This is a genomic window from Paracoccus sp. 22332 (assembly GCF_052045125.1).
GTDB lineage: Bacteria > Pseudomonadota > Alphaproteobacteria > Rhodobacterales > Rhodobacteraceae > Paracoccus > Paracoccus haematequi_A.
Map to the genome: position 1 here is coordinate 28568 of NZ_JBQEOI010000002.1, position 12496 is coordinate 41063.

The following is a 12496-nucleotide window of genomic DNA, read 5'->3' on the forward strand; positions in this document are numbered from 1 at the left end:
TCGGGTCGGGGGGGCGCGTTACGTTTTGTTCAACTTGATATCGGAGGGCGTGTTGTCATGACGCCCAAGCGTCCTGCGGGTGCGGACGCGTTCCCGAAACCTGCGGTAGAGCCGTCTGGCACCCGAAACCCCGAGGAGGGGGCGCTTTATGCTGCCCTCGACCTCGGCACAAACTCGTGCCGGATGCTGATTGCCCGACCGAAGGGCAGTCAGTTCCAGGTCATCGACAGCTTCTCCAAGCCGGTGCAGCTTGGCCAAGGGCTGGAGGCTTCGGGGCGGCTGTCCCGCGGCTCAATGGCGCGCACGGTCCATGCATTGCAGGTCTGCCGGCGCAAGCTGGAACAGCACCGGGTGCGCAACATGCGTCTGGTCGCGACCGAGGCCTGCCGTCGCGCGCGCAACAGCCGCGACCTGATGCGCACCATCCGGCGCGAGACCGGATTGCAGATCGAAACCATCGGGGCCGAGGAAGAGGCCCGGCTGGCGGTGATTTCCTGCGCGCCGCTGGTCAGCCACAAGACCGAGACGCTGATGGTCGTCGATATCGGCGGCGGGTCCACGGAACTGGTCTGGATCGACCTGGAAGATGTGGAACCCAAGGAACGGCCGCGCGCGATCATGCGGCTGTCGGACGGTTTCGGCAATCCGCAGCCCGGCGGCGCGCGGGTGGTGGACTGGATCAGCGTGCCGCTGGGCGTGGCCACGCTGCGCGACCAGTTCGCGGATGTCGAGGACGATCAGGGCCGCTTCGCCCTGATGAGCTGGTATTTCGAGGAAATGCTGTCGGGCTTTACCCCCTATGCGCAAGGTTCTCCCGATGACGGGTTCCAGATCATCGGCACGTCGGGCACGGTGACGACGGTCGCGGCCAGCTTCCTGGGGCTGCGCCGCTATGACCGGACCAAGGTCGACGGGTTGGAGATGACCAGCGACCAGATCGACCGGGTGATCCATTCCTATCTTCAGCTTGGTCCCGACGGCCGCCGCGCCGATCCCCGCATCGGCCGCGAACGCCACGCGCTGATCATGTCGGGGGCGGCGATCCTGCAAACGCTGATGCGGGTCTGGCCGACCAGCAAGCTGTCGGTCGCGGACCGCGGCCTGCGAGAGGGGTTGCTTTACGCCCAGATGGTGCGCGATGGGGTGTTGGCAGCCGATGGATTGAACGGAGTGGCATGACGATGACGAAGGCTCCCGGCAGCCGCGAGGGCAAATCCAGCGGGCGCGGTCAGCGCGACCTGCGGGTGCGGGTCAAGACCGCCAAGGGCCGCAAGCTGTCCAGCAAGCTGTGGCTGGAACGGCAATTGAACGACCCCTATGTGGCCCGCGCCAAGCGCGAGGGTTATCGCGGCCGCGCGGCCTACAAGATCCTGGAACTGGACGACAAGTATCGCTTCCTGGTGCCCGGCGCGCGGGTCGTGGACCTGGGCTGCGCGCCCGGCGGCTGGTGCCAGGTCGCCGTGGGCCGCGTGAACGCCCTGGGCGAGAAATCCGGCAAGGCGGTCGGCAAGGTTCTGGGCGTCGATCTGCAAGAGGTCGATCCCATCGCCGGGGCCGAGATCCATCAGCTCGATTTCCTGTCCGAGGGTGCCGACCAGCAGGTCAAGGATTGGCTGGGCGGTCCTGCTGATGTGGTGATGTCGGACATGGCCGCCGCGTCGTCCGGCCACAAGGGCACCGATCACCTGCGCATCGTCGCCCTGGTCGAGGCGGCGGCGGCCTTGGCCTTCGACATCCTCGAACCCGGTGGAACTTTCGTGGCCAAGGTCTTGGCAGGCGGCGCGGAAACGGAAATGCAGGCGATGCTAAAGCGGAATTTCGACAAGGTGGCGAACGTCAAGCCGCCCGCCAGCCGCAGCGATTCATCCGAGAAATTCGTGGTCGCCACCGGCTTTCGCGGCAGGCCCCAGGCGGATCCGCAGGCCGATCAGCAGGACTGAGCGCGGAAGGCGTCGGGGGTGCGTCCCGTCGCGGCCACGAAGGCCCGGATGAAATGGGCATGGCTGGAATAGCCCAGTTCGGCCGCGATGCGCAGCGTGGGGCGCTGCGTGTGACGCAACAGATCGACGGCCCGTTCCAGCCGCAGGTCGTGGATCAGGTCCACCGCCCGCTTGCCGCGCGCCGCCAGGCAGGCCTGGTCCAGCGCCCCCATCGTGCTGTTCAGGTCCGCCGCCAGTTCCGCCACCGATCCCGCCGATCCCAGCCGCTGCGCCGCAAGCGCCAGGAAGGCTTCGATCAGCGGCAGATCCGGCGCGGCGCCCGCAGCCGGTTCGGGCGGGCGGCCGGGTTGAAGCTGGCCCAGGCGCAGCGAAAGCAGGTTCAACAGGCAGGACAGCGTTCCGGCATCGGGTTTCGCGGTTTCCAAGGCCAGTTCGTGCAGCGTCGCCTCCAGTTGCGCGGCGTGGGAACCGACATGCGCGGCCATCCCCCGATCTGGCAGCGGCGGTTGGACCCGCGCCGCAAGGCTGGCCGAGATCAGCGCGACATGTCCCTGCGTCCCCGCCGCCGGGATCGCGGCGAAGGCGGTCCCCGCCGGAACATGGCGCAGATCGCCCGCGCGCAGGATGACATGGCTGCGGGGAAAATCCAGTCGCATCCGCCCTTCGATCACCCAGATCAGCGCGTGATCGGGCCGGGTGCGGGGCTGCGGCGGCATCGCGCGGCTGCCCCAGATGAAGGCCTGCAAGGGCAGCAGCCGCATTCCCTGCTGGCGCCCGACGGGGCGGCCTTCGGGCAGGGCGGGCCGCAGCACGGCGGGGGCGGCCACCGCGGCGGGCGTGACGACGGTCGGGCGATCGGGGACGGCATCGGGGGCATCGGGAATGCCGGGCGCGTTGACGTCGCTGTCCGCCACCCGCCGTCCCGCCCGGATGCGGCTGGGCGAGAAAGGAAAACCGTTCCACTGCGAAGGCCCGAACGCTGACATGAGGACCGCCTGAAACACCACTAAATAAGCGGATCATTGCCGAAACCTGTCGTCCGCTCAATCAGGCGATGCAAGGATCAATCATGGCGTGTGTTTTTTGCATCAGCGGCAAGCGGTTGCCAGTCCCTCATCCGCCCCCGGAACCAGATCCGCTGGCCCTTGGCGTATTGGCGCGTGGCGATGATCGCCCGTTCCGTGGCGGTCGGCAGGTCCGTCTCGGCCCGCAGGAATGCGGTCAGTTCCGGCGCGCCGATGGCTCGTGCCCATTGCTGCGACGGATCCCACTGCGGCAGCATGGCCCGCACCTCGTCCAGTGCGCCTTGCTGCATCATCAAGTCGAACCGGCGCGCGATCCGGTCAGCCAGCCAGTCGCGGTCTGCCGTAACCAGGACGCGCTGCGCATCGGCAGGGGCGATCAGGGGCGGGGGCGTGTCGGCCTGCCAGTCGGCAAGGCCGCGCCCGGTGGCCGTCAGCACCTCCCATGCGCGTTGCACGCGGGCGGGGTTCATGGTGTCGATGCGCGCGCGGGTGGCGGGGTCAAGATCAGCCACCATGCGTGCCAGCCCGCCGGGCGCGGCCAGCCGGGCATCGCCCTCGGCCCGGATCGCGGTCGGGATGGGCGGGACATAGGCCAGTCCCTGTGTCAGGGCGGTCAGGTACAACCCGGTGCCACCCACCACGATCAGCCGCCGGTCCAGCAGCCCCGCCACGTCGCGCAGCCAGTCGCCCACGGAATAGGGCACGCCCGGCGCGACATGGCCATACAGCGCATGGGGCGCCGCCGCTTCGTCGCCGGGGGACGGGCGGGCGGTCAGCACCCGCCAGCAGGACCAGATCTGCAGCGCGTCGGCATTGACGATCAGCCCGCCCTGGGCCTGGGCCACGCGCAAGGCTAGGGCGGATTTGCCGCTGGCGGTCGGGCCTGCGATCAGCAGGTGGCGCGCGGGGTCGATCTGGTCCAGGTCGATCACGGCAGGCGAGCTTTCGGATGGTTGAACACCGCCGCCTTTTGCGACATTTTGCGCGGCGATGAAAGCGACCGGCGCTGACACGAAGGAACCAACATGACCGATCATCGGGCCACGGCGCCCGCGCAATACGGCAGGGTAATGCTGAAAATCTCGGGCGAGGCGCTGATGGGCGACCAGGGTTACGGCCTGCACCCGCCCACCGTCGCCCGCATCGCCGACGAGGTCGAATCGGTCCAGAAGATGGGGGTCGAGGTCTGCATGGTCATCGGCGGCGGCAACATCTTCCGGGGCCTGCAAGGCAGCGCCCAGGGGATGGAGCGGACGACCGCCGATTACATGGGAATGCTGGCCACGGTCATGAACGCGCTTGCCATGCAGGCCGCGCTGGAGGCCAAGGGCCTGCATTGCCGCGTCATCAGCGCCATCCGCATGGACGAGGTGTGCGAACCCTACATCCGCCGCCGCGCCATCCGCCACCTGGAAAAGAAGCGGATCGTGATCTTCGCCGCCGGCACCGGCAACCCGTATTTCACCACCGACACGGCGGCGACGCTGCGCGCCAACGAGATGAACTGCGAGGCGATCTTCAAGGGGACCAAGGTCGACGGTGTCTATGACAAGGATCCGAAAAAGCACACCGACGCCAAGCGTTACGGCGAAGTCAGCTATGACGAGGTGCTGCAAAAGCACCTGGGCGTGATGGACGCCTCCGCGATTGCGCTGGCCCGCGACAACCGGCTGCCGATCATCGTCTTCTCGCTGGACGAGCCGGGCGGGTTCCGGGGCATCCTGGAAGGCCGGGGCACCTATACGCGGGTCCATAACTAGAACCGTTTCCAGCCGGACCGGACTGGCGAAGGCTTGCCCAGATGTGGGGCAAAGTCTTTGCCAAGGTTTGCATCTCTGGTTACAAGCAATCAAATTTCAATGCAGAGGCAGTTCCCCATGGCAGAGGACATCGAAATCGACATCGACGATCTGGAACGGCGGATGAAGGGCGCGATGGAAAGCCTGCGGCACGAATTCTCCAGCCTGCGGACGGGCCGGGCCTCGGCTTCGATGGTGGAACCGATCCAGGTCGAGGCTTACGGCCAGATGACCCCGATCAACCAGCTTGGCACCGTCAACGTCCCCGAACCGCGCATGGTCACGATCAACGTCTGGGACAAGGGCATGGTCGGCAAGGTCGAGAAAGCCATCCGCGAATCCGGCCTGGGCATCAACCCGCAACTGAACGGCACAATCATCATGCTGCCGATCCCCGAACTGAACGAGGAACGCCGCCGCGAACTGACCAAGGTCGCCGCGCAATATGCCGAACATGCCCGCGTCGCGATCCGCAACGTGCGCCGCGACGGCATGGACCAGATCAAGAAGGGCAAGGCCAACGGCATGCCCGAGGATGACCAGAAGTTCTGGGAAACCGCTGTCCAGGAACTGACCGACAAGATGATTGCCCACGTGGATCAGGCGCTTGAAGGCAAGCAAGCCGAGATCATGCAGGTCTGAGGAACGATTATGGCCGCTGAAACCGCACCGCTGCTGACCACCGGCGGGGTCGATCAGCGGCCTCGACACGTCGCGATCATCATGGACGGCAATGGCCGCTGGGCGACCGAACGCGGCTGGCCGCGCCTGGTCGGCCACCGCCGGGGGGCCGAGCGCGTCAAGCAGATCGTCCGCGCCTGTCCGGATCTGGGCGTGAACTGGCTGACGGTCTATGCCTTCTCGACCGAGAACTGGAAGCGCACGACCGAGGAAGTCCTGGGTCTGATGAAGATCTTCCGCCGCTATATCCAGTACGAGGCCGACGGCATGGCGGCCGAGGGCGTGCGGCTGCGCTTCATCGGCGGGCGGGACCGGCTGGACGACAAGCTGCGCGCGCTGATGTCCTCGATCGAGGCGCGGACGGCGGGCAATACCCGGCTGAACCTGACCGTGGCGATCAATTACGGCGGCCGCGACGAACTGGTCCGCGCCTCGGCCCGGCTGGCGCAGAAGATCGCGCGGGGCGAGATCGAGGCGCCGACCGAGGCCGACCTGACCGCTTGCCTGGACACGGCGGACCATCCCGATCCCGACCTGGTGATCCGCACCTCGGGCGAAACCCGGACCTCGAATTTCCTGCCCTGGCAGGCGGCTTATGCGGAATACGAATTCACGCCGACGCTGTGGCCCGATTTCACCCCCGACCACCTTGCGCAGATCCTGGACCGTTTCGGGATGCGCGATCGGCGTTTCGGGGGCGTATGAGCGCGGGGCGCGTCAATGCCGTGAAGCCCCCGCCGGGCAAATGGGCCGATCTGTCGCGGCGCGTCGCCTCGACCCTGGTGCTGCTGGGCATCGGGGTGATGCTGGCGGTGGCGACCGGGAACTGGCTGCGGCTGGCGATGGCGGTGATTTCCGCCGTGACCTTCTGGGAACTGGCGGCGATGACGGGCTGGAAGAGCCCGCGCCTTCATCCCGGAATCTTCGGCGCCTGGAGGCCCTTTGCCCTGGCGATCATCGCCTTCATGTCGCAGGTCGTGGCCCACGGCTTCGATCATCCAGCGGCGATCCTTGCGCTGCTGTTTCCGTTGATCGCGGGCATTCCCGGCGCCCAGCCGCGCGACCGCTGGACCTATGCGATCTTCGGTGCGGCGATCATGCTGGTCGCCTATGGCCTGGTCGGATTCCGGGAAGACTATGGCCTGAACTTCGTGCTGTGGCTGATGGGGATCGTGATCATCTCGGACACGGCAGGGTATTTCTTCGGCCGGATGATCGGCGGGCCGAAATTCTGGCCCTCGCTCAGCCCCAAGAAAACCTGGTCGGGCACGGTGGCCGGATGGGCGGGCGCGCTGCTGCTGGGGCTGCTGCTGTGGCGCATGGGACGCGGCGATGTCTCGCTGGTCTGGTGTTCGCCCCTTGTCTGCCTTGCCGGGCAGATGGGCGACATCGCCGAAAGCTGGCTGAAGCGCCGGGCGGGGGTCAAGGACAGTTCGAACCTGATCCCCGGCCATGGCGGTTTCATGGACCGCTTCGACGCGGTGACGGGGGCGGTGCTGGCCACCATGCTGATCGGGCTGCTGACCGCGCTGCCGGCGGTGAACTGATCCATGCGGCGAATCTCGATCTTCGGGGCCACCGGGTCCGTGGGCGCGAATGGCGTCGACCTGATCCGCCGGGCGGGGCCGGACGCCTATCACACCGTTGCGCTGACCGGCGGGCGCAATATCGCGCGACTGGCGCAGATGGCGCGCGAGTTGCGGGCCGAGATCGCCGTGACCGCGCATCCCGACCTGCTTGGGGATCTGCGCGATGCCCTGGCTGGCAGCGGCGTCCAGGCCGCCGCCGGGCCGGACGCCCTGGTCGAGGCAGCAGCCCGCCCCGCGGACTGGATCCTGTCGGCCATCGTCGGCGCGGCGGGGCTGGCGCCGGGGCTGACGGCGCTGACGCAGGGCGGGGTTCTGGCGCTCGCCAACAAGGAATCGCTGGTCTGCGCCGGGCCGCTGCTTCGCCATGCGGCGCGGGCCAGCGGCGCAACCATCCTGCCGGTCGATTCCGAACATTCCGCTGTTTTTCAGGCTCTTGGATCCGATAAGCGCGACTCCGTCAAGGATGTCACCATCACCGCATCTGGCGGCGCTTTCCGCGACTGGCCGCTGGAGCGGCTGGCGGCGGCGACGGTGGCCGAGGCGTCCACCCATCCCAACTGGGCGATGGGCCAGCGGATCACCATCGACAGCGCCTCCATGTTCAACAAGGCCATGGAGGTCATCGAGGCGAAAGAGTTTTTCACGCTCCGCCCCGATCAGATCAAGGTTCTGGTCCACCCCGAATCCATCATTCACGCGATGGTCAGCCATGTGGACGGCGGCACCATCGCCCATCTGGGCGCGCCCGACATGCGCCATGCCATCGGTTATGCGCTGAACTGGCCCGACCGCGCGCCCTTGCCGGTGGCGCCGCTGGATCTGGCCGCGCTTGGCAGCCTGACCTTCCGCGCCCCCGATGAGGTCCGCTGGCCCGCCCTGCGCCTGGCGCGAGAGGTGATGGCGGCGGGCGGCATGGCGGGGGCGGTCTTCAACGCCGCCAAGGAACAGGCCCTGGACGATTTCATCGCCGGGCGCATCGCCTTCACGCAGATGGCCCCTCGCGTGGAAATGACCTTGCAGGCCCTGTCGGCGCGGGCGGGTTTCGGCGATGATCCGGCGGATCTGGAAACGGTCCTGCACTGGGACCGGGAAGCACGCAAGGAAGCCGCCGCATGAATGACCTGATCCCGCAATTCGGCGGTACCCTGTGGACGCTGGCGGCGTTCTTCGTGGCCCTGGCGGTGATCGTCACCGTCCACGAATTCGGCCATTACTATATCGGCAGGCTGTCGGGCATCCGGGCCGAAGTCTTTTCGGTGGGCTTCGGTCCCCGGCTGCTGTCCCGCCGCGACCGGCGCGGCACGCTGTGGCAGGTGGCGGCGATTCCGCTGGGCGGCTATGTGCGGTTTCTGGGCGACGCCAATGCGGCCAGCGCGGGGCCGGGGCGCGCGGTCGATCCGGCGGTGCGGCGGCAGACGCTGACGGGCGCGCCGCTCTGGGCGCGGTTCGCCACGCTGCTGGCCGGGCCCGTCTTCAATTTCATCCTGTCGATCCTGATCTTCGGCGGCTTCGCGATCTTTCAGGGCATTCCCGTCGAACAGCCGCAGGTCGGCACCATCGCCGAGGCTCCGCCCGGCGTCGTGAACGAACTGCGCCCCGGCGATGTGGTTCTGGCGGTCGGCGGCCAGCCGGTGCGCGATTGGGGCGGTATCGCCCAGGCCGCCGAAACCCTGCCCCCGGCGCCCTGGCATGACTGGCGCGTGTTGCGCGACGGATCCGAGATCACCGTGCGCGGCCCCGATCCGATGCCCGCCCGGATCAGCGGCGTGGCCCCGCGCAGCGCCGCCGCGGATGCGGGGCTGCGGGCGGGCGATGTCGTGATGGCCATCGGCGGCCAGCCGGTCAGCCGCTTCACCCAGATGCGCGAGGCGGTCGAGGCCGCCGAGGGTCAGCCGCTGGCCTTACAGGTCTGGCGCCCCGGCGCGGGCGTCGCGGATTACACGCTGGTCCCGAAGATGCAGGATCTGCCCGCCGAGGGCGGCGGCTATGAACGCCGCTGGCTGATCGGCGTGACCGGCGGCGAAAGCTTCTTTTCCCCCGCCACCCGCAGCGCCGGGCCGCTGGAGGCGCTGTGGCTGGGCGGTGCGCAGACCTGGGGCATCGTCACCTCGTCCCTGTCGGGGATGTGGGCGATGATCTCGGGCCAGATCGGGACGTGCAATCTGGGCGGCGCGATCAGCATCGCCGAAAGCACCGGGCAGGCGGCCAGCGCGGGGGGCGGCAATTTCCTGTGGTGGATCGCGGTGCTGTCTGCCGCCATCGGCTTTCTGAACCTGCTGCCGATCCCGGTCCTGGATGGCGGCCACCTGCTGTTCTATACATGGGAGGCCCTGACCGGCCGCCCGCCCTCGGACAAGGCGCTGAGCCTGCTGACCGCGATCGGGATGGCGGCGGTGCTGTCGCTGATGATTTTCGGCCTGACCAACGATCTTTTCTGCCCCTGACCGCGATGCGCTTTTGACAGGGCAGGCGGTTTGAGGCAAAAGCTGGATGCAAAAGAAGGCGCCGCAAGCAGCGCCAAAGCAGGCTGACGATCAAGAGGGGCAGCAATGACACGGAAACTGGGCAAGGGCGCGGTCGCCCTGGTGACGGCCTTGACGATTGCAGCCCCGGCGGCGCTGATCCCCGGCGCGGCTTCGGCCTATGTCTTCAACGACGTGCGGATCGAGGGCGCGGCCCGTGTCGAACCTGCGACCGTGCTGTCCTATGCCAATATCGCGCGCGGCCAGGACGTGTCGGCGGGCGAGTTGAACGACGCGCTGCAACGGCTGCAAAACTCGGGCCTGTTCGAGACGGTTGAGATCGTCCCGCAAGGCGGCGTCCTGGTGATCCGGGTCAGCGAATATCCGACCATCAACCAGATCAGTTTCGAGGGTAACCGCCGCATCAAGGACGAGCAACTGGCCGAAATCGTGCAAAGCCAGTCGCGCAGGGTCTATCAGCCCAGCCAGGCCTTGCAGGACGCCAGCAACATCGCCCAGGCCTATGCCGCCCAGGGGCGCCTGGCCGCCCGCGTCGATCCGCGCATCATCCGCCGCAGCGACAACCGCGTCGATCTGGTCTTCGAAGTGCGCGAGGGCAATGTCACCGAAATCGAGCGCATCGGCTTCACCGGAAACCGCGCCTTTTCCGACCGCCGCTTGCGCAACGTGCTGGATACCAAGCAGGCGGGCATCCTGCGCACCTTCATCCGCCGCGACACCTTCGCGCCCGAACGGCTGCAACTGGACGAACAGCTTCTGACCGATTTCTACCGTTCGCGGGGCTATGCCGACTTCCGGGTGCAGGCCGTGGCGCCGGAACTGGCCCGTGAACGCGACGCCTTCTATATCACCTTCAATATCCAGGAAGGCCCGCGCTATCGCTTTGCGCAGGTCAACACGATTTCGGAAATTCCGGGCGTCGATTCGGGGCCTTTCGCCGCGCAGAACCGCGTGGACCGGGGCGATGTCTACAACCCCGCCGCCATCGACAACACCATCCGCCGGATGGAGACCGTGGCGATCCAGCAAGGCTTGAATTTCGTCAACATCGAACCCCGCGTGACGCGCAACCCGCAGAACCAGACGCTGGATCTTACCTTCGCGCTGACCCGCGGCCCGCGCGTCTTCGTGGAACGCATCGACATCGAGGGCAACACGACCACGCTGGACCAGGTGATCCGCCGCCAGTTCAACACGGTCGAGGGCGATCCCTTCAACCCCCGCGAAATCCGCAACGCCGCCGAACGGATTCGCGCGCTTGGCTATTTCAGCGACGCGCAGGTGGACAGCCGCCCCGGCAGCAGCAACGAACAGGTCATCGTCGACGTGAACGTCGAGGAACAGCCGACCGGGTCGCTGTCCTTCGGGGCGTCCTATGGCGTGTCCTCGGGCGTGGGGCTGAACGCGTCCTTGCAGGAAAACAACTTCCTGGGCCGGGGGCAGACGGTCGGCCTGTCGATCTCGACCGCCGATGGCGACCAGTCGTCGTCGCTGACCTTCATCGAGCCCTATTTCCTGGGCCGCGACCTGCGCTTCGGCTTCAACACCTATTACAACGTCACCGAAAGCCTGAACTCGGACTATAACACCCGATCCGTGGGGGTGCGTCCGTCCATCGAATTTCCGATCTCGCAAAACGGGCGGCTTGAACTGCGCTATCGCCTGTCCAAGGAAACGCTGGGCGGGGTCGAGGATGAAAGCTCGGACCTGCTGAAGGCCGAGGAAGGGCAGCGCGTCACCTCGGCGCTTGGCTACAGCTACAACTGGGATACCCGCATCACCGGGCTGGATCCGCTGACCAGCTACAAGCTGCGGTTCTCCCAAGACTTCGCGGGGCTGGGCGGCGATACGAAAAGCGTGACCACCGGCCTTCTGGCGGGCGTGGAAAGCACGGCCTGGCGCGAGGAGGTGACCCTGCGCGCCGAATTCGAGGCCGGTGCGATCCATTCCTACAGCGATTATTCGACCTGGATCCTGGACCGCTATCGCGGCGGCACCCGGATCCGGGGGTTCGAACCCAACGGCATCGGCCCGCGCGACCTGGCCGCCGAGAACGAGGACGGATTGGGCGGCAACTATTTCTGGGTGGTCCGGACCGAGGCGCAATTCCCCGTCGGCCTGCCCGAGGAATACGGGATTTCGGGCGGTCTGTTCGCGGATGTCGGGTCGATCTGGGGTCTGGACAACACGGTCGGAACCGGCGGCGCCATCGTCGACGATTCGATGAACATCCGCGCCTCGGTCGGCGCGTCGCTGTTCTGGACCACGCCCATCGGGCCGCTGCGGTTCAACTTCTCGAAGGCGATCCGGAAAGAGGATTACGACGAACCGCAGAACTTCGACCTGACCATCTCGACGCGGTTCTGATGGCGGTTTACCGGCGGCTTGCGGTCGCTTTGCTGCTGGTCGCGCCGGGGCTGGCCCTGGCGCAGCAGTCCCCGCAGGACGCTGTGCCCCCTGCGCCTGCCGTACAGCCCCCGGCCGATGCGGTGCGCAGTGCGGCGCCGATACTGACCGTCGATCAGGACGTGCTGTTCGCCGCATCCGATTGGGGCCAACGGACGCAGCGGGTGCTGGACGAGGAAGGCGGCAAGATCGAGGCCGAGAACGAGCGTTTGGCAAGCCAGCTTTCCGCCGAGGAAGCGACCCTGACCGAACAGCGCGGCACCATGGATCCGGCCGAATTCCGCAAGCTGGCCGAGGCGTTCGATACCCGCGCGACCGAGGTGCGCCGCCAGCGGGCCCAGGTGGTCCAGGATCTGAACGCCTGGGCCGAGGCCGACCGCACCGCCTTCTATCGCGCCGCGCGGCCGTTGATGGCCGAGATGATGCAGGAACGCGGTGCCGTGGCGGTGCTGGACCGGCGCACGGTCTTCGTGTCGATGGACGCCATCGACATGACGCAGGCCCTGGTCGCGCGGCTGAACGCGGCCTTGGGGGATGGCGCGGGCACCGTGCCGCTGCCCGGCCCGAAATAGG

12 protein-coding genes are annotated in these 12496 nt (G+C 67.3%); 10 read left to right on the plus strand and 2 right to left on the minus strand.

The window, feature by feature from the left end:
* Nucleotides 1-57 precede the first annotated feature (57 nt).
* A complete protein-coding gene (locus tag ACTJI6_RS02025) occupies nt 58-1179 on the plus strand; it encodes a Ppx/GppA phosphatase family protein (protein ID WP_440797389.1) in 1122 nt (373 codons plus the stop codon).
* Nucleotides 1176-1940, plus strand: a complete 765-nt coding sequence (locus tag ACTJI6_RS02030; RefSeq protein WP_440797391.1) for an RlmE family RNA methyltransferase — start codon at nt 1176-1178, stop codon at nt 1938-1940. The genes ACTJI6_RS02025 and ACTJI6_RS02030 overlap by 4 nt, the downstream gene beginning before the upstream one ends.
* On the opposite strand, the gene ACTJI6_RS02035 is transcribed toward ACTJI6_RS02030, so the two are convergent.
* Nucleotides 1928-2854, minus strand: a complete 927-nt coding sequence (locus tag ACTJI6_RS02035) for a helix-turn-helix domain-containing protein (protein WP_440797393.1) — start codon at nt 2852-2854, stop codon at nt 1928-1930. The two genes, ACTJI6_RS02030 and ACTJI6_RS02035, sit on opposite strands and share 13 nt — an antisense overlap.
* A 149-nt stretch (nt 2855-3003) precedes the next feature.
* The gene (miaA, locus tag ACTJI6_RS02040; RefSeq protein ID WP_440797395.1) at nt 3004-4002 is read right to left on the minus strand and encodes a tRNA (adenosine(37)-N6)-dimethylallyltransferase MiaA; all 999 of its coding nucleotides are present in this window, start codon (nt 4000-4002) and stop codon (nt 3004-3006) included.
* Between miaA and pyrH the strand changes: the two genes are divergently transcribed.
* From pyrH to ACTJI6_RS02080, 8 genes are all read left to right on the plus strand, one after another.
* Complete coding sequence (gene pyrH / locus ACTJI6_RS02045) at nt 3991-4725, plus strand: UMP kinase (RefSeq protein ID WP_126155703.1); 735 nt, start codon at nt 3991-3993, stop codon at nt 4723-4725. The genes miaA and pyrH overlap by 12 nt on opposite strands.
* A 117-nt stretch (nt 4726-4842) precedes the next feature.
* Nucleotides 4843-5406 (plus strand): ribosome recycling factor, encoded by a 564-nt coding sequence (gene frr, locus ACTJI6_RS02050; RefSeq protein WP_126155702.1) that lies wholly within the window; start codon nt 4843-4845, stop codon nt 5404-5406.
* A 9-nt stretch (nt 5407-5415) separates the two neighbouring features.
* The gene (gene uppS, locus ACTJI6_RS02055; protein ID WP_126155701.1) at nt 5416-6150 is read left to right on the plus strand and encodes a polyprenyl diphosphate synthase; all 735 of its coding nucleotides are present in this window, start codon (nt 5416-5418) and stop codon (nt 6148-6150) included.
* Nucleotides 6147-6992 carry a phosphatidate cytidylyltransferase gene (locus tag ACTJI6_RS02060; RefSeq protein WP_440797399.1) on the plus strand — a complete coding sequence of 282 codons (846 nt, stop codon included), beginning with the start codon at nt 6147-6149 and terminating at the stop codon, nt 6990-6992. Before uppS ends, ACTJI6_RS02060 begins: the two co-directional genes overlap by 4 nt.
* Before the next feature lie 3 nt (nt 6993-6995).
* Nucleotides 6996-8150 (plus strand): 1-deoxy-D-xylulose-5-phosphate reductoisomerase, encoded by a 1155-nt coding sequence (gene dxr, locus ACTJI6_RS02065; protein ID WP_440797401.1) that lies wholly within the window; start codon nt 6996-6998, stop codon nt 8148-8150.
* Nucleotides 8147-9478 (plus strand): RIP metalloprotease RseP, encoded by a 1332-nt coding sequence (gene rseP / locus ACTJI6_RS02070; protein ID WP_440797403.1) that lies wholly within the window; start codon nt 8147-8149, stop codon nt 9476-9478. The genes dxr and rseP overlap by 4 nt, the downstream gene beginning before the upstream one ends.
* Nucleotides 9479-9583: 105 nt before the next feature.
* Nucleotides 9584-11884, plus strand: coding sequence for an outer membrane protein assembly factor BamA (gene bamA, locus ACTJI6_RS02075; protein WP_440797405.1), 2301 nt, complete (start codon nt 9584-9586; stop codon nt 11882-11884).
* Nucleotides 11884-12495: an OmpH family outer membrane protein gene (locus tag ACTJI6_RS02080; RefSeq protein WP_440797407.1), complete on the plus strand. Its 612-nt coding sequence runs from the start codon at nt 11884-11886 to the stop codon at nt 12493-12495. The genes bamA and ACTJI6_RS02080 overlap by 1 nt, the downstream gene beginning before the upstream one ends.
* Nucleotide 12496: the final 1 nt, after the last annotated feature.